Source organism: Cryobacterium sp. LW097, assembly GCF_002205495.2.
Taxonomy (GTDB): Bacteria; Actinomycetota; Actinomycetes; order Actinomycetales; family Microbacteriaceae; genus Cryobacterium; species Cryobacterium zongtaii.
In genome coordinates this window covers 3644902-3665851 of record NZ_CP021992.1, presented here as the reverse complement: position 1 = coordinate 3665851, position 20950 = coordinate 3644902, and the positions used below count along the sequence as shown (strand labels likewise).

19 protein-coding genes are annotated in these 20950 nt (G+C 66.4%); 5 read left to right on the top strand and 14 right to left on the bottom strand.

Going from position 1 to position 20950, the window contains the following annotated elements; genetic code table 11:
• Positions 1 to 69 precede the first annotated feature (69 nt).
• Together B7495_RS17210 and B7495_RS17205 are read right to left on the bottom strand one after the other, a co-directional pair.
• The gene (locus tag B7495_RS17210) at positions 70 to 1110 is read right to left on the bottom strand and encodes an LLM class flavin-dependent oxidoreductase (protein ID WP_088457669.1); all 1041 of its coding nucleotides are present in this window, start codon (positions 1108 to 1110) and stop codon (positions 70 to 72) included.
• A 156-nt stretch (positions 1111 to 1266) separates the two neighbouring features.
• Positions 1267 to 1923, bottom strand: coding sequence for an NAD(P)-binding domain-containing protein (locus B7495_RS17205; protein WP_240632302.1), 657 nt, complete (start codon positions 1921 to 1923; stop codon positions 1267 to 1269).
• 138 nt (positions 1924 to 2061) lie between these two features.
• Here B7495_RS17205 and B7495_RS17200 point away from each other — a divergent pair, with 138 nt between their 5' ends.
• Positions 2062 to 2415 (top strand): helix-turn-helix domain-containing protein, encoded by a 354-nt coding sequence (locus B7495_RS17200; RefSeq protein WP_240632301.1) that lies wholly within the window; start codon positions 2062 to 2064, stop codon positions 2413 to 2415.
• Positions 2416 to 2432: 17 nt separating this feature from the next.
• Here B7495_RS17200 and B7495_RS17195 read toward each other — a convergent pair whose 3' ends face one another.
• The 10 genes from B7495_RS17195 to B7495_RS17150 form a co-directional block, all read right to left on the bottom strand.
• Positions 2433 to 2858, bottom strand: a complete 426-nt coding sequence (locus B7495_RS17195; RefSeq protein ID WP_088457667.1) for a MauE/DoxX family redox-associated membrane protein — start codon at positions 2856 to 2858, stop codon at positions 2433 to 2435.
• A 38-nt stretch (positions 2859 to 2896) separates the two neighbouring features.
• Positions 2897 to 3655, bottom strand: coding sequence for a hypothetical protein (locus B7495_RS17190; protein ID WP_133163774.1), 759 nt, complete (start codon positions 3653 to 3655; stop codon positions 2897 to 2899).
• Positions 3656 to 3734: 79 nt separating this feature from the next.
• On the bottom strand, positions 3735 to 4589 hold the full coding sequence (locus B7495_RS17185) for an endonuclease/exonuclease/phosphatase family protein (protein ID WP_088457665.1): 855 nt from the start codon (positions 4587 to 4589) through the stop codon (positions 3735 to 3737).
• 85 nt (positions 4590 to 4674) lie between these two features.
• Positions 4675 to 5481, bottom strand: a complete 807-nt coding sequence (locus B7495_RS17180) for a carbonic anhydrase (RefSeq protein WP_168195345.1) — start codon at positions 5479 to 5481, stop codon at positions 4675 to 4677.
• Positions 5482 to 5733: 252 nt separating this feature from the next.
• Positions 5734 to 6711 carry a carbohydrate kinase gene (locus tag B7495_RS17175; RefSeq protein ID WP_240632300.1) on the bottom strand — a complete coding sequence of 326 codons (978 nt, stop codon included), beginning with the start codon at positions 6709 to 6711 and terminating at the stop codon, positions 5734 to 5736.
• Positions 6712 to 6722: 11 nt separating this feature from the next.
• On the bottom strand, positions 6723 to 7718 hold the full coding sequence (locus tag B7495_RS17170; RefSeq protein ID WP_088457663.1) for a glycosyl hydrolase family 32: 996 nt from the start codon (positions 7716 to 7718) through the stop codon (positions 6723 to 6725).
• Between the two features lie 10 nt (positions 7719 to 7728).
• Positions 7729 to 8520 carry a carbohydrate ABC transporter permease gene (locus B7495_RS17165; protein WP_240632520.1) on the bottom strand — a complete coding sequence of 264 codons (792 nt, stop codon included), beginning with the start codon at positions 8518 to 8520 and terminating at the stop codon, positions 7729 to 7731.
• Between the two features lie 176 nt (positions 8521 to 8696).
• Complete coding sequence (locus B7495_RS17160; RefSeq protein WP_088457661.1) at positions 8697 to 9650, bottom strand: carbohydrate ABC transporter permease; 954 nt, start codon at positions 9648 to 9650, stop codon at positions 8697 to 8699.
• A 55-nt stretch (positions 9651 to 9705) separates the two neighbouring features.
• Positions 9706 to 11004 (bottom strand): extracellular solute-binding protein, encoded by a 1299-nt coding sequence (locus tag B7495_RS17155; RefSeq protein ID WP_370028204.1) that lies wholly within the window; start codon positions 11002 to 11004, stop codon positions 9706 to 9708.
• Positions 11005 to 11109: 105 nt separating this feature from the next.
• Positions 11110 to 12129 (bottom strand): LacI family DNA-binding transcriptional regulator, encoded by a 1020-nt coding sequence (locus tag B7495_RS17150; protein WP_088458164.1) that lies wholly within the window; start codon positions 12127 to 12129, stop codon positions 11110 to 11112.
• A 255-nt stretch (positions 12130 to 12384) separates the two neighbouring features.
• On the opposite strand from B7495_RS17150, the gene B7495_RS18885 reads away from it, so the two are divergent.
• Both B7495_RS18885 and B7495_RS17145 read left to right on the top strand, forming a co-directional pair.
• Complete coding sequence (locus B7495_RS18885) at positions 12385 to 12603, top strand: hypothetical protein (RefSeq protein ID WP_151199601.1); 219 nt, start codon at positions 12385 to 12387, stop codon at positions 12601 to 12603.
• Positions 12597 to 15041, top strand: a complete 2445-nt coding sequence (locus B7495_RS17145) for an AAA family ATPase (RefSeq protein WP_088457659.1) — start codon at positions 12597 to 12599, stop codon at positions 15039 to 15041. The genes B7495_RS18885 and B7495_RS17145 overlap by 7 nt, the downstream gene beginning before the upstream one ends.
• Here B7495_RS17145 and B7495_RS19725 read toward each other — a convergent pair.
• Both B7495_RS19725 and B7495_RS17135 read right to left on the bottom strand, forming a co-directional pair.
• Positions 15038 to 15385, bottom strand: coding sequence for an AraC family transcriptional regulator (locus B7495_RS19725; protein WP_088457658.1), 348 nt, complete (start codon positions 15383 to 15385; stop codon positions 15038 to 15040). The genes B7495_RS17145 and B7495_RS19725 overlap by 4 nt on opposite strands.
• A complete protein-coding gene (locus B7495_RS17135) occupies positions 15373 to 15567 on the bottom strand; it encodes a hypothetical protein (RefSeq protein ID WP_088457657.1) in 195 nt (64 codons plus the stop codon). The genes B7495_RS19725 and B7495_RS17135 overlap by 13 nt, the downstream gene beginning before the upstream one ends.
• Positions 15568 to 15756: 189 nt before the next feature.
• Between B7495_RS17135 and B7495_RS17130 the strand changes: the two genes are divergently transcribed.
• Together B7495_RS17130 and B7495_RS17125 are read left to right on the top strand one after the other, a co-directional pair.
• On the top strand, positions 15757 to 17334 hold the full coding sequence (locus tag B7495_RS17130; protein WP_088457656.1) for a LuxR C-terminal-related transcriptional regulator: 1578 nt from the start codon (positions 15757 to 15759) through the stop codon (positions 17332 to 17334).
• A gap of 600 nt (positions 17335 to 17934) precedes the next feature.
• Positions 17935 to 20676, top strand: coding sequence for a DUF11 domain-containing protein (locus B7495_RS17125; protein ID WP_151199600.1), 2742 nt, complete (start codon positions 17935 to 17937; stop codon positions 20674 to 20676).
• Positions 20677 to 20950: the final 274 nt, after the last annotated feature.

Below are 20950 nucleotides of genomic sequence, written 5' to 3'. Positions count from 1 at the left end.
ACCCGCGCGGTGGGGAAAGTGCGCCAGAAGAGGTGGCTGTCCGGTGGTTATCTCGCGGCCATTTGGCTGCTATTTGGCGGCCAGCAGCCGGGCCACGCGGGGCTTCACCTCGGTGGCCAGCAGGGTGAGCGACTCGTGTAGGTGCTCCGGCGGCAGACCGCCGAAGTCGCCCTGCAGGAAGTGCCGCATGTGGCCCAGGTAACCGTGCAGGTGCACGATGCGCTCGGCGACGTCATCGGGATCGCCCACGTAGTAGGCGCCGGGCGCCGCGACCTGGGTGTCGAACTGTCGGCGGTCGGGGGCGCCCCAACCGCGCAGTCGGCCCATCTCCACGTTGAGGCTGTGCCAACCAGGGTAGAACCGCTCCAGGGCTTCCGCCTTCGAGGGGGCGACCAGACCGAACGTGGCCACCGAAACCTTCACGTTCTCGGTGTGCCGGGCCTGCGCGGCCGATCGGCGGTAGAGCTCCGTCAGCGGTGCGAACCGGTGCGGTTCGCCGCCGATGATGCCGTAGGAGACGGGCAGGCCCAGCCGTCCGGCCCGGGCTGATGACGCCGCGTTGCCTCCGGTGGCCAGCCAGATCGGCAGCCGGCCGTTCACCGGGCGGGGCACCACGGCCAGGGCGTCGATCGCCGGGCGTACGCTGCCCGACCAGCTCACCGTCTCGGTGGGGCTGTTGTTGATGGTCATCAGCAGGTCGAGCTTCTCGGCGTAGAGCCTGTCGTAGTCGGCCAGGTCGTGTCCGAACAGCGGGAAGGTCTCGACGGAGGATCCTCGCCCCGCGGTGATCTCCACCCGGCCGCCGCCGGAGACGGCGTCGGCGGTGGCGAGCTGCTGGAACACCCGCACCGGGTCATCCGTGCTGATGATGCTCGCCGCGCTGCCAAGGATGATCTGGTCGGTCGCGGCGGCAGCGGCGGCGATGAGAGCACCGGGGGAGGATGCGGGCATGCTCACGGTGTGGTGTTCGCCGATGCCGAAGTAGTCCAGCCCCACCCGGTCGGCCAGGACGATGGCGTCGAAGAGGGTGCGGATGCCCACCGCGGTGTTGCGGAAGCTGCCGTCGGGGTTCAGTGGGGTGTCGCCGAAGCTGTATGCGCCGATTTGCATGGGTCTGTCCGATGTCTGGTGGAACGGGGTTGTCTGGTGGAACGGGGTGTCTGGTGGTGCGGGGTCTGGCGGAACGGGGGGGGGGGCTGCGGAACTGTGCCCGAAACGGACATCTGCGCCCGGTGTGCCGGATGCAGATGTCCGCACGGGGAACAGTTAGGCCGCGGTGGCGTCGTCCGCTGCGGCGGCGAACTCCAGCTCGGCCGTCAGCTCGGCCGCGGTGTGCCGGCCGCCGAACACTGCCGAGCCCGGCTCGAACGCCGCCCCGGCCGCGAGCGGGCCGGCGTAGACGGCGTCGAAGCCGAACCGCTCGATGACCTCGGCCACGACGGATGCGGCCTGCGGCTCGCCCGCGATGGCCAGGGCGTGCCGGTCGGGATGCCCGGCCGGCCGGGCGTCGGTCTCCAGGTCGTGGTAGCCGATGTGGTTGAGGGTCTTCACCAGCCGGGCCGTGGCGAAGAGGTCGGCGACGACCTCGCTGCTGCCGCGGGGGTCGGTGGCGACCTCGGGGAGTTCGCCGTCGATGGGCTGCCAGTAGTTCATGGTGTCGATCACGATGGCGCCGGCCAAGGTGGCCGGGTCGACTGAGCGGAACTTGTGCATCGGCACGGCGAGCACCACGAGGTCGGCGGATGCGGCCACCTCCTCCGCCGACATCGCTGAGGCACCGGGGATGACGATGTCAACGATGAGCTGGATGTCGGCCGCGGCCCCGGATCCGGCGATGGTGACCGCGTAACCGGCCTTGAGCGCGGTGCGGGCGATGGCGGAGCCGACGCGGCCCGCCCCGAGGATGCCGATCGTGGTAACCATTGAGGGCCTTTCTGCGGGTGTTCGCGGCGCCCGAATTCGCGCCGACATCCCACGATGCCAAACTCCGTCACCATTCGCCATCCGGAGGTAAGCTGCTAATCAATAGTTAGTGAGTCGGTCAGTAAGGAAGCGCAGCCAGTGAAACAAGACGTCAGCGAATCGACCTTCGCCCTCGACGAGGAAGAGTGCCGTCGGTTCCAGATCTCGGTGGAGTTGGCGGGCCGCAAGTGGAGCGCCGCGATCCTGATGGCCGGCGCCCGGGGCGCTCGCCGCTTCTCCGAGTACCGTACCCTCGTCGAAGGCATCTCAGACCGGGTGCTCGCCGCCCGGCTCAAGGAGCTCGAGCAGGAGGGCCTGATCGAGCGTGACGTGCAGCCCACGACGCCGGTGTCGATCAGCTACAGCCTGACGACGTCCGGCCGGCAGCTGATCTCGCTGCTGCATCCGCTGGTCACCTGGAGCCGCACCCGCCAGGGCACGGACACGCCCTAGCCGCCTCGCTGCCGCAACTACTTTGCGCGGCGCACCAACGCGGCCGTCGACCAGAGTGCCCAGGCGATCAGCAGCGGCTGTCCGAAGAGGCGACCGATCCGCTTGGCGTCGGTGTCCAGCCCGAAGGCATCCTTGTGATGCACGGCCTGGGCGATGTTGCCGGGGAAGATCGCGGTGAAGAAGGCGGCGGCCAGCAGCCCGACCTTGCCGCGCAGGCCGGCCGGGGCGAACAGCAGCGCGCTGCCGAGCGAGATCTCGGCCACTCCCGAGAGCAGCACCGTGGTGTCCTCGGGGAGCGGCACGAACTCCGGCACCTGTGCCCGAAAGTCGTCCCGCGCAAAGGTGAGGTGGCTGGTGCCGGCCAGGACCAGGATCGCGCCGAGCGCGATCCTGCCAGCGATCCTGCCGGCGGTGCGGGCGTTGGATGCGGGTGTGCTGGTCATGCGTGCTCCTTGTCGATACGTCATGGCCCGGTTCCGGGCTAGCGAATCCCGGCGATCCGCTCCAGGCCGGCGCGCAGGATGAGTTCTTCGGGGTCGGCGAGCAGGTGGTGGTTGAGGTAGAGCCCTTCCAGCCACTCGAGCACCTCTGCTTCGGGCAGGCCCACAGCGTCCCAGTCCACCCGGGGGCGGGCCGAGACGGCCGGCTGGCCGCTGGCCGGGTCGGTCCAGGCGGTGGCCAGGGGCAGGTCGGGCTCCTCGTGCTGCGCGTTCCAGAGCAGTGCGATCGGGTGGTTGGGCCCGTCGATGTGGTCGTGGCCCACGTGGCCGGCGCCCAGCCAGGGAAGCATCATCTGTTCGCCCTCGAGTTCGAGGTCGACGACCTCCAGCTGTGTTGGTTCCGGCGGGCTGGTGGCGTAGACGGTGAGGCCCAGCGCGCTCCACTCGGCAGCTTCGGCGGCATCCATGGTCAGTTCCTCGAGCAGCTCGCTGACGTGACGCACGAACGGGCCGGCCCAGGCCAGCAGCTGCGCGGTATCGGCAGCCGGCCACGGGCTGATGTCGCTGTCGACGCCGTCGACGTTGTGGAAGTGGTGCGCAATGCCCCGTTCCGACACGTCGAAGTGCAGCTCGCCCTCCTCGAAGCCGATGTAGATCGCGGCCCCGTCCTCGAGCCACTGCGCATCCAACACCGGCAGGGCGAATCGCGTCGGCAGAGGGGGCGCCACCAGGGGCAGAACGCCGAGGTTGAGCACCGCGCAGAACTGCGTGTTGGGCAGGCGAAGGCTGGGGTCTGACACCGGTCTCATCTCCGTGGATCGTGGCGGGCGGGTGCCCATATCCAAGTATGGGGCAGGCTGCCGACTCCGGGCGATGCCCTCACGGCTGAGCCGGCGAGGTGCCGGCGCGCAACACCGCCTGCACAGGCTCGTGGTCGGAGGCCGCCAGGCCGTTGAACCGCACCGCGTTGATGCCGGTGCGCAGCACGGTCACAGCGGGCCCGGCCAGGATGAAGTCGATGCGCTTGCCGCCGGGTGTCGGTCGTTTGTAGTGGCCGAAGGTGCCCCACTGCGGGGTGAGCCGATCGGCCGCCGCGAGCCAGGCGTCGCGCAGGGTGCCATCGAGGGTCAGCCGCCGGTGCAGCGCCGAGTCCGCGTCGGCGTTGAAGTCGCCGGTGACCACGATCGCGGCGGCCGGCTCGGCACTCTGCGCCGCGCCCACCAGCCCCAACAGGGCGTCTGCGGCGCGCAGCCGGGAGCGCCAGGAGTGGTGGTCCAAGTGGGTGTTGAACGCGAGCACCCGGCCATTGGTAGCGAGATCGGTGAACTCGGCCGACACCAGCACCCTGCGCACCCGATTGCCCCAGGACCGGGAGCCGGGCACGTCCGGCGTGTCGGACAGCGCGCGCTGGCTCCAGTCGGTGAGTTCGAGGCGGCGGGAGTCGTAGAAGATGGTGCAGCGTTCGTCTCCTCCGTCGGCGTTGCGCCCCCGACCGACGCCGCGGTAATGCGGCCCGAGGGCGCCGGCCAGCCATTCCACCTGGTCTGCCAGAGCCTCCTGCACGCCGAGCAGCGTGGGCTGCTCGGCGACCAGGATGCGCCGCACGAGCGGCTTGCGGCTCTCCCAGCGGTCAGGATTGCCGGGCAACAGATGGGCGAACCGCCGGCGGATGTTGAAGGTCATGACGTGCAGCTCGGGTGCGGCCACCGGGCCGATCAGTGCATCATCCGTCATCAGGCCAGCGTACGTCGTGCCCGACCCGCCAGTGACGCGACCTGCGGCCCCGCACCTTCAACCCACAGCCTCTAACGCGCAGCCTCTACCCCGTGATCTCGACCTCCCCGGCCCCGCCCACCACGGTGCGGTCCCCAAGCGGCTGGGTCGGCCGGGCGTTGTGGTTATGCGCGCCCGCGAGCGTGCCGATCTGCTCCGCCGACATCGAAATCGGTGTACCCATCACCACCCACTGCACGTCCTCGGTGCACGGCGGGGTGGTCAGGCTGCCCGAGTACTCGTAGTTCTCCAGCGACGCCGGCAGCACGGCGGCGAGATCCAGCGTCACCTCCTCGTCGTCGGCCAGGTGGCTGGCCGCCTCGATGAACGGCGTCAACGCGTCGGATGCCGCCCCCTCGGTCACCAGGACCCCGAGCACCAGCAGGTTTCCGTCCGCATCCGCATGCACCAGGTGCAGCTCGGCCGCGGCGGGCTGTCCCGCCACGGTGTGCTCCGACGGCACATGCGCGTGCAGTTGCTGCAGGCTGTAGTCATCGTCGGCGAACGTGAGCGTCTCGCCCTGCCCGTCGGTCTCGATCTCCACGGCATGGCCGCTGTCGAAGACGTCCCCCTCCGCTTCTTCGGCGCTCAGCTCGATGCTGGTGCTCGGTGCCGGAACGGCCGCCGGCAGGTCGATCGGGGACTGATCCGTGCCGGCCTCGCAGGCCTGGAAAGCGTCGTCCAAGCCGGCCCAGGACTCCGGGCCGCTGTCTCCGTCGTACGACCAGTGGGCCGGCTCGGCCACTGGCCTCTCGGTCGGCGCAGTCTCGGCCGGAGCGGCCTGTGCGCAGCCGATAAGGGTGACGGCGGCCACCGTGAGAGCTGAAGCGGTGAGCCAGGATCGTGCGGACATGGGAACTCCTCGTACTGCGTAGAGAACGCCACACCGAACATGTGGCGTGGCCGCTCTCCTGCGAGAGCCGCCTTCCCGAATCATCCTCTCGACCCGCACCCCTGCTGCCGCCGGCGTAGGGCCTTCCGACCTACCGCGCCGGGTTCCTTCCTCGTCGTTGCACCAGGTATGGCCCACCGCGCCCCCTGTAGCGGGCGCAATGGGCCATACGAGGTGCAGTGAGCGCGCTGCTCGGGCTTTCGCCGCCGTGATCTACCCCGCGGCGAACTTCACCGCGGCGAGCTCGGCGCGGGTGGGCGGGTCGGCCCCGGGGCGGGACACCGTGACGGCGGCCGCCGCGGCGCTTCGCCGCATAATGCCGTCCAGTAGCCCCGGCGGCACGTCGCGGAGCGCCTGGCGACGGTCGGCCCCGATCAGGTCCGCGTCGATCAGTCCGTCGATGAGAGCGCCCATGAAGGTGTCGCCAGCACCGACGGTGTCGACCACCGTCACCCGGGGCGCCGACGTCCACACCCGACCCTGAGCGGTGAGCGCGAACGCGCCCTGCCCGCCCTGGGTGACCACCACCACGGCGGGCCCGGCGGCGAGCCAGGAGGCGGCAACGTCGGCGAGTTCGCGGTCGGGGTGCAGCCAGAGCAGGTCTTCGTCGCTGACCTTCACGACGTCGGCGAGGCCCACAAGCTGCTCCACCCGCGACCGGGCGGCCGCGGCATCGTCGATCAGCGCCGGACGGATGTTCGGATCGAACGTGATGGTCGCCGTCGCGCGGCGGGCCTCCACCAGGCGCGCCACGTCGGATGCGCCCGGCTCGAGCACCGTGGCGATCGACCCGATGTGCAGCACATCAGCCGGGCCCGCCAGCGCCACATCCACGGCCCAGGCCAGGTCGAACTCGTAGGTGGCCGCCCCCGCGTCATCGAGCAGTGCCGTCGCGGTGGAGGTGTGCGCCCCTGTCGCGCTCCCCGCGGACACCTGTACCCCCGAGTCCTCGAGCCAGGTCCGCACCGCGTGGCCGCGGTCGTCCTCGCCAAGGCTGGTGAGCAGCTGCGGATGCCGGCCCAGCCGCCCCAGCGTCAGCGCCACGTTGGCGGGGCTGCCGCCGGGCGCCTCGTCCCGGGAGCCGTCGGCCCGTTGCACCAGGTCGATCAGTGCCTCGCCGACCACCAGCACTCGGCGCTCGGCCCGGTAGGTGCCGGTTGCCGCGGTGCCGGTTACCGCACCGCCGCTCACAGCACCGCCGCTCACAGCACCGCGGCGGCGAAAGCCGGCGCCTCGGCCGAGTCCAGAACCGGCCGGTGCACAAGCCCCCGCACCGGGTCGGCCGTGACCGGGATCGGGTCGCTGAGGGTGCCGACGAACTCGCCGTCGACGATGTTGATGAAGCCGAGCAGCACCCAGCCCCCGTCGGCATCCTGCAGCAGCCGGGCGGCGTAGAGATCGGTGCGGTCGAACAGCATCGAGCCTGTGAAGTCCACCTGCTCCAGTCGCGCATCCACGGCCACGCTGTAGACGCCGCCCACCTCGCCGGCCGCCTGGCGCTCGGGCGAGAGCTCGGAGACACCGCAGCAGAACAGCAAGATCGGCACCCCGTCGACGATCTCGAACTGGAACACCTCGAGCTGGCCGAAGCCCTGGCCGGGCTGGCTGAGTGGCGGCTGCACCGTCCAGTCGCGCAGGTTCTCGCTGGTGGCGTGGCCGAGCACGCCGCGCACCCGCGGGTCGCCGGATGCCGCACGGGCGGTGATCAGCATCTGCCAGGTGCTCTCGCCGGGGAAGCGGAACACCCACGGGTCGCGCCAGGCCTGGTCGTGCCAGACCGACAGGTCGAGCGTCTCGTAGAACGCCGGGTCGGCCTCCACGAGCGGCTCGGTCGACACCTTGGTCCAGGTGAGCAGATCGGGGGAGGTGGCCGCGCCGACGCGCTGCACCATGGTGTTCTCGGCGCGGGAGGTGCCGGTGTAGAACATCCACCAGAGGCCGTCGTCGGCCTGGATCACCGAGCCGGTCCAGGTGGTGGCGTCGTCGAACGCGGGAGCATCCGAGATGATCAGGGCGTCCTCAACGACGGTCCACTTGGTGAGGTCGGTGCTGACGGCGTGGCCGACGATGGGGTGCCGGTGCCGGCGTTCGGGGTCGCCGAGGGCCTTGCTGGCGTGCAGGTAGTAGGCGTGCGTGACACCGTCGACCTGAACGTACCAGGAGTCCCAGATCCACTTATCGGGCAGTTGGAGCGACATGAAAACCGGCCTAACCTTTCACACCGCTGGACGCGATGCTGTTGACGAATGAGCGTTGGAAAGCGATGAACAGGGCCACCACGGGCAGCGTGATCAGCGTGGAGTACGCCATCACCTCGCCCCAGGAGACGTTGAGCTGGAAGAAGTACTGCACGCCCACCATCACCGGGCGCAGCTCCTCGGTTTGCACCACCATCAGCGGCCAGAGGTAGGAGTTCCAGGCGGGCAGGAAGGTGAGGATGGCGACGGTGGCGATCGCGGGGCCGGAGAGCGGCATCACCACCTGCCGGTAGATGCGGAACCAACCGGCGCCGTCCATGCGGGCGGCCTCGTCGAGTTCCTTGGGGATCGATTCGAAGTACTGGTGGAACAGGTAGATCGAGAAGGCGTTGGCCACGAACGGGATGATCTGCACCTGGTAGGTGTCGATCCAGCCCTTGCTGAACATGAAGCCCAGCTCGGTCAGCTCGAACGAGGGCAGCTGGTTCACCCACCACACCAGCGGCAGCGCGAGGGTCTCGAACGGCACGATCAGGGTGGCGATGATCAGGGTGAGGATGACGGTCTTGCCGCGTACCCGCATGCGGCTGAGCGCGAATGCGGCGAGGCTGTTCACCAGGATGCCGGCGATGACCGTGATCGCCGAGATGCCGATCGAGTTGACCAAGAACCGGGCGGCGGGCACCCGGTCGAACACGGCGGCGTAGTTGTCCATCGAGATGTTGCCGATGGGCAGGAACGCGGCGATCGACGACAGGTCGCCGAAGATCTGCTGGTCGGGCTTCAGCGACGAGACGAACATGAACAGGATCGGGAAGAGGAACAGCACGGCCAGCCCGATCCGGAGGATCCAACCGCCGAGGCCGATCACGCGCTTCTTGCGGGCCGTCTTCTGGCCGAGCACCACGTGCGGGGCGGATGCCGGCGCCACGTCTGCGATGGCCGCTGGCGCTGTAGAGATGTGGGGAATCGCCATGATCAGGCCTTCTCTCTGCTGAGGAAGCGCTGCACGACGGAGATCAGCAGCACGATGACGAAGAACACGAGGGAGATCGCCGAGGCGTAGCCGGTCTCCTGCTGGGCGAAGCCGGATTCGACGGCTTCGTAGACCACCGTGGTGGTGGAGTTGAGCGGGCCGCCCTGGGTCATCACGCTGATCTGGGTGAACAGGCTAAGCGCCTGGATGGTGATGGTCACCAGGATCAGGCTGCGGGTGGCGGACAGGCCCGGCCAGGTGATGTACCTGAACCGCTGCCAGGGTGAGACGCCGTCGAGGTCGGCCGCTTCGTAGAGGTCGGCGGGGATGGTCTGCAGCCCGGAGAGCCAGATGATCATGTGGAAGCCCACGCCCTGCCAGACCGACATCAGGATGATCGCCGGCATCGAGGTGGCGGTGTCGTTCAGCCAGTCGGGCCCGGTGACCAGTCCCATCGTGACCCGGTCGATGATCACGTTGATCAGGCCGTCCTGGCGGTACATGAACAGCCAGAGCAGCGACACGACGACCATCGAGGTGACCACCGGCAGGAAGTACACCGTGCGGAAGAACGTGGTGCCGCGCACCTTCTTGTTCACCAGGATCGCCATCACCAGGGCGAGGCCGGCCTGCAGCGGAACGACGACCAGGGCGAAGTAGCCGACGTTGATCAGCGCGCGGAAGAACGCGGCATCCGCGAACAGCCGGACGAAGTTGTCGAGGCCCACGAAGGTGGCCGGGTAGGGCGAGATGAGCCGGGCGTTGGTGAAGGCGAGCCCGAACGCAAGGATCGCGGGGACGAAGATGAACAGGGCCAGCAGCAGCACCGCGGGCGCGAGCATGGCCAGTCCGGCGAGGTTTTCGGTCTTGCTGGTGCGGTCCCGTTTAGGCCGGCTGGGCCGGGCCGGGCGGCCGGCGGCGGGGGCCGCCGGGGGTCGTTCGATCGTGCTGGTCATGAGAGTCTCCCTGAGCGAGAGCGGGGGCGCAGCGTGGCTGCGCCCCCGCGGTCGACTACTTCTGCGTGTAACCGCCGTTGGACTTGATGTTGGCGTCGATGGCCGTGACCGCCGCGTCGAGGGTGTCTTGCGGGTCGCCGCCGTTGATGATGTCCTGGGTGGCCTTGGTGAACTCCGTCGCGATGAACGGGTACGCCGGGGTCTCGGGGCGGAGCACCGCGCTCTTCGCGGAGAACTCACGGAAGATGGCGAGGTTGCCGCCCTCCTCGAAGCCGGGCACCAGGGCGGCGGCGGCATCCGTTGCGGGGATGGTGGCGGTGGCCACCGCGACCGCGGCGATGTTCTCGGGGGAGAGCGAGTAGGAGAGGTAGTCCATGGCTGCCTCGGTGTCGGCGCAACCGGTGGTCACGCCCCACTGCCAGGAGCCGCCGCCGATCTTGGTGCCTTCGCCGAGGTCGACGGAGGGCATCACGGCCAGGTCGTCGCCGACAGCCGCGGCGTTGTTGGCGGCCGCCCAGCTGCCGCCGTACTGGATGGCGGTGACGTTGTTCTGGAAGTCGAGGGCTGAGTCGGCGCCGCTCTTGGTGGCGATGTAGCCGTCGGTGGCGAGGGACTGCATCCACTCGGCCCACTCGAGGGCTTCGGGGCCGTTGAGCACGCCCTCGGCCGACTGGTACTCGTCACGTTCGATGAGGTCGCCGCCGAAGGACTGCAGCAGCGGGGAGAACGCGTAGGGGTACCACTCGCCCACATCGCCGGTGCCGATGTCGAGCGGGTTGGTCCAGGTGCCGGTGGCCTTGAGCTTCTCCAGGGCGTCACCGAACTCGGCCTGGGTCCACGGCTGGTCGATGGTGGCCTGGCGGATGCCGTTTTCGGCGAGCACCGACTTGCGGGCGAACATCGCCAGCGCCACGTCGTAGTAGCCCACCGAGTAGGTCTCGCCGTTCCAGATACCCAAGGTGCTCGGCAGGTTCTCGTCCAGGTCCACGCTCAGGTCGAGCGGGGTGAGGTACTTGGCCCAGGCCCAGTTGGGCACGTTGGGGCCGTCGATGTCGACGATGCAGGGCAGCTTGCCGGATGCCGCGGCCGCGATGACCGAGTCGTTGTAGGAGGCCTGCGGGAACGCCTGCAGCTTCACCGTGGTCTTGTCCTGGCTCTCGTTGTAGCCGTCGACGATGGCCTGCACCGCGGCGAGCTCTTCGACGTTGCCGCCGTTGTGGGTCCAGACGGTCAGTTCACCGTTGTTGCCATCGGAGCCGCCGCCGGCGGCGCCGCTGGCGCAACCGGCCATCGTGGCAACGAGACTCGTGGCGACTAAACTCGCTACGATCAGGCGCTTCTTTGCGTGTCGCATCTTCATTCCTTCTTATCGGTTGGGTTGGGGGTGTTTCGGCGGAGGCGCCGATCGTCGCGGCCGTTCCAGCGGTCGCGAAGTAGAGGAGGTCGGCTCGTCGCCGCGTTATCGCGGGGGCGGGCCGACTGACTGCCGCTGAACCAGTGGGCAGTGCATGCGAATCTGCTGCGGTGCCGACTCGGCGTCGCCGGCGAGCTCGGCCGCGAGCCGTTCGATGGCCCAGCGGCCCATCTCGTAGTGGGGCAGCGCGATGGAGGTCAGTCCGGGCAGCAGCGCGTCGGCCAGGACCTCGAAGTTGTCGATGCTCACGATGCTCAGGTCGTCTGGGATCGCCAGGCCGGCCAGTTGCGCCGCCTGGTACGCGCCCATGGCGATGCGGTCGTTGAAGCAGAACAGCGCGGTGGGCCGGTCGGGCTGGGCGAGCATCCGGCTGGCGGCGTAGCGGCCCGGTGCGGTCATCGACTCGCTCATGGTGACGAGGGACTCGTCGAAGGCGATGCCGTGTTCGGTCAGGGCGGCGCGGTACCCGGCCAGGCGGCCGCGGGTGGCGGGGATGTCGTCGACGTTGCCCAGGTAGCCGATGCGACGGTGCCCGGCCTCGATGAGGTGCTCCATGGCGGTGCGGGCGGCGCCTTCCTCGTCGGGCACCACCGAGGACAGGTCGGTGCGGTCGCTGGATGCGTCGAGGAGCACGGTGGGAATCCCGCTCAGTGCCGCCGGCAGCTCCACTGCCTGGTGGTACATGCGGGCGTAGATGATGCCGTCGACGCGGTGCTGCAGCAGTGCTTCGATGCCGAGGTCTTCGACCTTAGAGTTGCGGTTGGAGTTGACGACCATGAGCACCTGGTCGTTGGCGGCGGCGGCCTCTTGAGCGCCAAGCAGAACGTTGCCGGCGTATGGCGTGGTCGAGATCTCGTCGCTGACGAAGCCGATGATCTGCGAGCGCTTGCTGCGGAGTCCGCTGGCGAGCCGGTTGGGTGCGTAGTTGAGGCCCTCGGCCACCGACTTCACGCGTTCCCGGGTGGCGTCGCTGAGTTGTCCGCCACCGCTGAGCGAGTGCGACACGGTCGTCACGGAGACGCCGGCCGCGGCTGCGACCTCTCGAATACCCACACGCTTGCTCATCGTTGAACCCATTCCCAAAAACGTTTTTGTTGATGTGGGTGTGAGTTTACATAAACGTTTTTGTGGATGTCAAGAGCTTCGCGCGACAATCAAAGCCAAGCGCACATCCGCCGAAGGTTGAGAGCATTTCCTGCGTGAGTAGACAACTGCCGTCGGGCCGGTCGGGGCCCGGCGTTCCTCCGCCAAGAGTTGAATACCCAGAATGGGGGACACCAGCCTTCGCCGGGATGCGCGACCCGCCGTCAAGCTAGTCGTATGGGGACTACAGGGGACATTGCGCAGGAAATTCTAGTTGCAGCGAACGATGATATTCCGTCCGTATTGGCGACGATTTTGGTCGCATTCGGTGTCGAGCTCGAAGCTGTTGATGGATTCGAAGGCAAGGGTTCTGATCTCGCTATCCTGCTTGGTCGCGAAAAGGCTCCAAATGAGATCGAGATTCGCACGCTGCTCGAGGCCAACGAAGCATGCTGAAAGTTGACAAGCTCCGAGTTCACAACTTTCGGGGAATCAAGGACTTTGAGTTTGAACTCAGCGAAAAGACCTTCGTGGTGGCAGGTCGAAACGGCACAGGTAAGAGCGGAGTCATAGACGCGCTCGAGTTCGCTTTCACTGGGTCGATCGGCCGCCTTACTGGCCGAGGCACAGGCAATGTGTCGGTGAAGTCCCATGCGCCGCACGTCGATTTCATAGACACGCCAAAGATGTCCTGGGTCGAAGTCGACTTCGTTTTGAAGCCGTCAGGGGCACGGCACACTCTGCGGCGGTCGGTAGGAACTGCCGGTGCGTTCACTCTCAAACCGGAGTCCAGCGAGGCGCGCACGGCCGTCACTTGGATGCGGAAACACCCGGAATTTGCTTTGACTCGCCGAGAAATTGTGCGGTTCGTTTTGGGAGAAGGAAAAAGCCGCAGTGATGACGTTGCGCAGCTTCTGGGGCTCGAACGAATAGGAAACATGCGGGCTTTGCTTCAGAGAGTTTGCAATTCAGATAAGAGGGACCATGACCGGGAGCAGGCTAGCTTGCAGTCAATCTCGGCTGCGCTGACGGTTGCAGCCAGGACGGCTTCGCCAGACGCCGCTGCCGTTCTCGAATCGATCAACGCTGACCGGTCCGCCCTAGGTTTGGGGGCATCATCAGATCTAGGCGAAAAGCAAATTCTGAGTGGCCTTGACGCGCCTCAAGGGGCCGCGGGCAATCTATCAAATAGGTCGTTGTGGCTGTCGCAGCTCGCAGCCTTGGTTGCGGAACTGGGCAAGGAGGGAGCGGCGGTTCTACCAGTCGCTTTGAGTGCCGTGATCGACTCGGCCAGCGAAAAAGCTGCCGACGTGGCTTTCTTGACTGCGATGAACTCTGATGCGCTCTTAGCCTCTGCTCTCCTATTGTTCGATGGCGGGAACTGCCCTGTATGCGGAACAAGGTGGGCCCCAGGCGAGTTTGAGTCCGTCGTTGCACATAAGAAGGCTGAATCAAAGCAAGCGCTTAATGACCTGAGTACTCTGCGGCAGGAGGCAACGGTTCAGCTCGATACGGTTCGCGGCATCCAGCGCGCCTTGGGTCCGGTAGTGCAGATAGCGGCTGCCATGTCACTCGACGACTTAGGTCTCGATGGCATTCAGGCCCAAATGGCTAACGCCATAAACGCTCTCCATTCGGTCGCCAGTGCCGAGGACCTGGCCTGCATTGCGAAGCTGGAGACGCTCTCAGTGACGTCAATTGTGTCGCGCGCAGAACGCGTCAGGCCGGCAATCGAGGCCTTGCCTGTTCCCTCGGAGGCCGATGAACGTCGAGCACGGCTAAGAGCGGTAAGCCAGCGGGTGACGGAGTTGGAACAGCAGCATGGTGTTGTCGTAAAGGCGGCCGAAAAGGCAAGGATTTCCCGAGCCGCATTCACATCGTTCGATTCCTCGACTGCAAATAGTCTTTTGGAGATCTATGTCGCGGTGGAAAAGACGTTCGCCAAGTTCTACGCGGCGATTAACTCGGATGACGAAGCGGAATTCGAAGCGAGCCTTGAGCGATCTGGTGCTGGTCTCGATATGAACGTTTCTTTCTACGGAAGAGGTCTATTCCCGCCGGCGGCGTATCACAGCGAGGGGCACCAGGACGCGATGGGCCTCTGCCTCTATTTGGCGCTGGCCAGCCACACACTGGGCGCAAACTTCACGCTGAGCGCTCTCGACGATGTACTTATGTCAATCGATTCGGGGCACCGTCGGTTCGTGGTTACCCTTCTTCTCCAGGAATTTCCTGATACGCAGTTCATCATCACCACCCACGATGACCAGTGGATGCGACAGATCAAGACTCAAGGCCTAGCTCGGAGCAGAGAAATTATCCAATTCCGAGCGTGGGATGTAGCGAGCGGCCCCGTGTCATGGCGCAATTATGCACCGTGGGACGACATCACGGCTCACCTGGAGGAGGGCGACGTTAAGGCGGCCGCCGGCGCCCTCCGGTCCTATTTAGAGTATTTGTCGCGCGAGATTGCAGACAACCTGCACGCTCCCGTGCCGTATCGCCTTGACGGACAAAATACCCTCGGCGAGCTTTTCGATAGTGCGGTGAAGACCCTTCGAGAATTGCTGAAGAAGGGCAAGGGCGCGGCGAATTCTTGGAATCAACAAACGAGGGTCCTGGAGCTCTCCGAGTGGGAAGAGGCAGTGAGAGGTGCAGCTCTCCAAGCGAAGCAGGAGGAGTGGGCAATCAACGTAGTGGTGCACTTCAACGCTTGGGAGAATTTGAACCGCACCGAATTCGCTCAAGTCGTGTCAGCATGGAAGGCCTTGCTGGAGCGGTTTGAGTGTCCTCAATGTGGTGGATTGGTCAGCGTGTTGTTGGCAGACAACGTAAAGAAGACACTCGCGTGCCTTTGCGGGGTGACCATGGTGAACCTGCAGGCAAAGCCCTAGCTGCGAACCACGTAAGACGGCGTTGGCGTGACGAGTCCGTTCCCGCGTCTTCGGGCTGCCCGCGCCGGCGCAGCGAGGCCACAGGAGAGCGCGCGATTAGCTGACCCTTCCGCTGCCCCCGGTGCCCGAACGGCGGTGCCGCGTGCACCTTCTTGAACTGGCGGGCGAAGTAGAAGCTGTCGGTATAGCCCGGTGGAGGCGGCGACCGCGGCGATGGCCTGGTCGGTGGTGTCCAGGAGTTCGCGGGCCCGGGCCATCCGGAGCTGGGTTTGGTACTGCAGCGCGGGGTAGCCGATGCGGCTCTTGAAAAGGGCGGCGAAGTGGGAGCCACTCAGGCGCGACATGGCGGCGAGCTCGGGACGCTCACGTGGTCGTCGATGTGGGTTCGCAGGTATTCGGCGGCGCCGGCGGCGGCGAGCAGGCTCGCGGTGGTGGTGTCGCGCTCCATCGACTGCAGCACCTCGGCGATCAGCGCCACTACCCGGTACACGTCTGACGGCGTGCGGATCGGGGCATCCGGGGTCATGCCGGCGGCGGTGAGAAACTCGGGCAGGTCGCGGCCGGGCCGTCGTGACGATCTGCGGTGCTTTGGTGGACGCGTCGCCAACGCGATATTTGGTGTGTTCTCGCACCGCACGCCGGGAGGATGGGGACGCCGCAGCCCCCGGCTTCTGGGGGCCCAGGCGAAGGAAAAACCCTCGTACAATGATTCGCTATGGGGGATTCGTCGTTTGAAGAAGAGCTGCGTGCTGCGCTGAGCGAGCAGGCGTGGTCCGCCGCAATCGACTCAGTCGAGACGCACTGGGTAGCTCTCACACAGACGAATCAGGCCCTCCTCTTGGAAGTGATTAATGCGCTCCCGGCCGAGGTTCTTGCCGATAACCCGCGGCTCGTTGCGGCGAAGACCTACGTGAATTACCTGCCGGTGAGCGGCGATCGCCGCCCGCTTCGGTTCCAGCATCGGGTAGCACCCGTTCCCCGTGGCCTGCTCGACATCCTCGTCGACCTCACGAGCCGGAGCGTGTCCGCACGGTTCCAGGGCAACATGGCCGAAGCGGTGGCTTTGGTGCGCGAGGCGCACGGGATGATCGCCGACGTCTCCGACGAAGCGATCGCATCCATCCGACCGGTGCTCCCTGACATTCGGCTGCAATGGGCGATCACTCTCGAACTGGGAGGCGAGCTGATCGATGCGAACCGTGCCTACGAACGCACCTTCGATGAAGCGTTGACCTTCGACAACGAGCGGATCGTCACGGAGGCGGCGGGTTCGTTGGCGCTCAACTACGCGCTCTCCGGCAACCGAGGTGTCGCTGAACAGTGGTTGAGTCGCCAGCCGGGAGCCGGGCGCGAGACTCAAGATGGTCCAGCGGAAGCGTCGGCCGTTGACACTGTATTGACGGCGGGGGCACTCGCGCGCGCCCTTCTGGCCGTAAATGATCTGCGTTTCGAAGATGCGCAAGAGGCACTGGATGCCGCGCCATCGGCCGACATCGACCGGGAGTCTTGGGCGTTCAGGCTCTTTGTCGAATCCGCATTGGCCAGAGCCTCCGGTCAAACTCAGCAGCAGCTCGCCCGCGTCGGCGCGACACTGTCAACTCAGCCAGAGCGCCTGCGTTCGAGCGGCCTGAACGGGTGGCTGTCCACGATGGCGGTCGCTGAGTTGCAATTGGCGCTTGGCGATGTCGGCTCGGCGACTCAGACGATCGCGCAACTCGACGGTGTCACCCTTCCCGCCGCGGTCGATCCGGTGCGCCTCGTTCGTGCGTGGGCTGCTCTCCGGCGGGGAGACGCCCGGGGGGCTCTCGTGCTCGCAACTCCGGGACTGTCCCAGACTCTGATCAGTCCTCGCGTCACCGTCGAACTGTTGGTGCTCGTCGCCGCGGCGAAGCTCGAGCTCGGCCAGATCGAGGAGGCACGGGGGCACTTCGCGGCGGCAATCGACCTCGTGGCCTCTGAGAAACTCGGCATCGTGCTGCTGCGCCTGACCGCTTCCGAACAAGCGACACTGCTTTCCAATCACCGGGCGGCGCTCGAACCGCGCATGCTCCGCGAACTCCACGCTCGTACAAGCGCGGTAACCGCACCCCCGACCGTGCAACTCAGCGAACGCGAACGAGTCGTGTTCCGCCACCTTGTGCAACGGCGAAGCGTCGCGGCGATCGCTGCCGCGGAGCACCTGTCACCCAACACGATCAAGTCCCAATTGAAGTCGATCTATCGAAAACTCGAAGTGAACGACCGAGACGGTGCCATTCGAGTCGCTACGTCGGCACCTCACCTGCTCGCCTGACCACAAACCGTCAACCGCGCCGAAGAAGGCAAGCGCAGCCAAGCCGAATCTCTCGGTTTTGGGCATCGACAGCGCCATGATTCCGAGCTCAGCCGCTGGGGCGACGAGTCGATGAAGGCCACCCCGCCCGGTTCGCAATGGCCGCTTTGCCGCCTGTCGGCACCTGTTCTGGCCTGGGATGCGATAATTGCCGCCTCATCAGCCAGATTGCAGATTCCGGTCCCCCAAGGGGAGGGTGTCCGGCCGCGACGCGCGCCACAGATCGCCTGCCGGGAAAAGGGTGAAGTGGCGGGTGAAATTCGCAGAATCCGAGCTGGTGCGGGCGTGGGAGAGGCGAGCATTGGGCGGCAGTAACCCAGCTGCCGGGCATGGCCGTTCTCCGTATGTGCTGTGCCATCCGATCGACCATGGAGACCCGATCACGTGAGACGACTACGTCCTGATTCATCCGCACGACACAGAAATACGCGACATGTCGCGCGCGGGGCGGTGGCGGCAACCCTCGCCTCGGTGCTGGCGATCAGCGGTGCCTCGGCAGCATTCGCAGTACAGTCCGCAGTGCCTGCGGCCCCGAACCCGGCCATGGCGGCACAGTGCGAAGTGGATTTCGCCATCAGCCTGGACCTGTCCAACTCGGTAACCGACCCGCAGCTTCAGCAGGCACGAGAAGAGCTCGCCGAGCTCGCGAACGCGCTCGAGGGCTACCCGGTTCGGTTTGCGGTCAGCAACTTCGCGTCGAACGCGCCCGCCACCAACGGTGGAGCCAACGCGCCGCTGCCGCTGACGTCGGTGGCCGACGCCGCCGGCGTCGACGCGATCGTGTCGTACGTCAACGGCCTGCAGCGTCCGGTTCCCGCCCAGGGCGGCACGAACTGGGACCGCGGTCTCGCAGCCATTGCCGGGTCGACCGAGAACTACGACGCGCTCTTCTTCCTCACCGACGGCAATCCCACCCAGTATGCCGACCCCGTCCAGGGCCCGGGAAACAGCACCAATCAGGCGACCATCGACGCTGCTGTCAGCAGCGCAAACGTGGTCAAGGGCGAGGGCACCCGGATCGTTCCAATCGGTGTGAACGACAACATCGCGGGCGGTCAGCTGGCGATGTTCCGTGAGCATATTACTCAGATCTCCGGACCGGCCGAGGGTGACGACTACCACCTTGCCGGATTCGCTGCGCTGGCGAGCACTCTCATCGGCATCGTGAACACGAACTGTGCGTCGATCGATCTGGAGAAGACCGGAACCCTCGCGGACGGCGCGACCGGAACGGCCGGCGACATCGTGGACTATGAGTTCACCGTCACCAATACGGGGACCGTTGCCCTCACCGACGTCACGCTCGCCGACCCGAAGCCGGGCCTGTCTTCCATCGAGTTCGGTATCTGGCCCGGCGCTCCGGGTGTTCTTGAGCCGACACAATCGGTGACCGCGACCGCGAGTTACACCCTTACAGAAGCCGATGTCACGGCCGGAGAAGTGTCGAATACTGCGACGACCTCGGGCATCCCACCGGCCGGAACGGCCGTGACCGATGAGGCTCCGGCCCTCGTCACTTTGCCTGAACTCACTCCGGGAATCTCCCTGGAGAAGACTGGTGTGCTGGCTGGCGACACGATCGCCTACTCGTTCACCGCGACGAACACCGGCAACGTGACGTTGACTGCGGTGTCGATCGTCGACGAGCTCGAGGGCGTGTCGGAGATTTCTTACGGCGCGTGGCCGGCCGCGTCGGGTGTTCTTGCCCCTGGCCAGTCGGTGACCGCAACCGCTTCGTATGGGATCACCCAGGCTGACCGTGATGCGGGCACCGTGGCCAACACCGCCACCACCACGGGAACGCCGCCGAGTGGTCCGCCCGTTTCTGACGAGGACGACTTCGAACAGCCCCTGGCTGGTGCACCTGCGCTGAATCTGGTGAAGACCGGTGTGCTCGCTGGCGACACGATCGCCTACTCGTTCACTGCGACGAACACCGGCAGCGTGACGCTGTCCTCGGTGACAATTGCTGATGAGCTCGAGGGACTCTCGGAGATCTCGTATGGCAAGTGGCCGGCCGCGACGGGTGTTCTTGCCCCGGGCCAGTCGGTGACCGCAACTGCTTCGTATGCGATCACCCAGGCTGACCGTGATGCGGGCACCGTGGACAACACCGCGACGACGACGGGAACACCGCCGAGCGGCCCGCCGGTTTCTGATGAGGACGACTTCGACCAGCCCCTGGACGGCACACCTGCGCTGAATCTGGTGAAGACCGGTGTGCTGGATGGAAACACGATCGCCTACTCGTTCACTGCGACGAACACGGGCGACGTGACGCTGACGGCGGTGTCGATCGCTGACGAGCTCAAGGGCCTGTCGGAGCTTCAGTACGGTGAGTGGCCGGCCGTGACGGGCGTACTCGCCCCGGGCCAGTCGGTTACCGCAACGGCGACGTATGCGGTGACTCAGGCGGATCGTGATGCCGGCGCCGTGCACAACACGGCGACGACCACGGGAACCCCGCCCGGTGGCGGCATCGTCACCGACGAGGACGAGTTCGACCAGCCCCTCGGCGGGACTCCGTCGGTGTCTCTGGTCAAGACCGGTGTGCTGAGTGGAAACACGATTGCCTACACGTTCGTCGCGACGAACTCGGGCACCGTCACCCTGACCTCGGTATCCATCGAGGACGCCCTCGACGGGCTGTCGGATGTGTCGTACGGCGCCTGGCCGGCTGGCGCCGGTGTGCTTGCACCAGGGCAGTCGGTGACGGCCACGGCCAGCTACACCCTGACGCAGGCAGACCTTGACGCCGGCCTCGTGTCCAACACGGCCACTGTGACGGGAACGCCGCCGCATGGGCCGGTGGTCTCCGACAAGGACACGTTCGAGCTGCCGCTCGTCGACGGCCCGGCGATCTCGTTGGTGAAGACCGGTGTGGTTCACGGTGACACGATCACCTTCACCTTCGTCGTGACCAATACGGGCAACGTGTCGCTGACATCCGTCTCGATCGCTGATGAACTGCGCGGCCTGTCGGCGATCACATACGGTGCGTGGCCGAACGCCCAGGGTGAGCTTGCTCCGGGTGCGTCCGTGACGGCGACCGCTACCTACGCCGTTACGGATGCGGACAAGTCGGCGGGCTTCGTGAGCAACAAGGCGAGCGTCACCGCGACGCCTCCCACGGGGCCGGAGATCACCGACCGTGACGACGTGAGAATGACCCTGAAGTCGGTGGGTGCACTCGCGCACACCGGGGTGGACTCAGACCTTCTGCGCGGGGCTGCACTCTTCAGCCTGTTGACCATACTTGTCGGTGCCGCCGCCATGTTCATGGTGCGTCGCAAGCACACCTAATCTGACAACACAGAAGCGCCCCCGCAGCCAGCTCCCCAACTGGTTGCGGGGGCGCCTCCGCGTGTGCTGCGGATGTGAGCGACGTTCGATCACCGAGCGCGAGCCGGCGCCATGACTGAAGCCGTGACCCTCTGCGTATACCTAAGTGCTGGAACCGAATCGACCGTAGATCGACGCCTCCGACACTGTGAGGGTGGCGATCGTGATGCCCTTGCCCTGTGGCCGGCTGGCCGGTTTGGCCTGTCCCAGGCTGCTGCTTCCGGATAACCGAGCT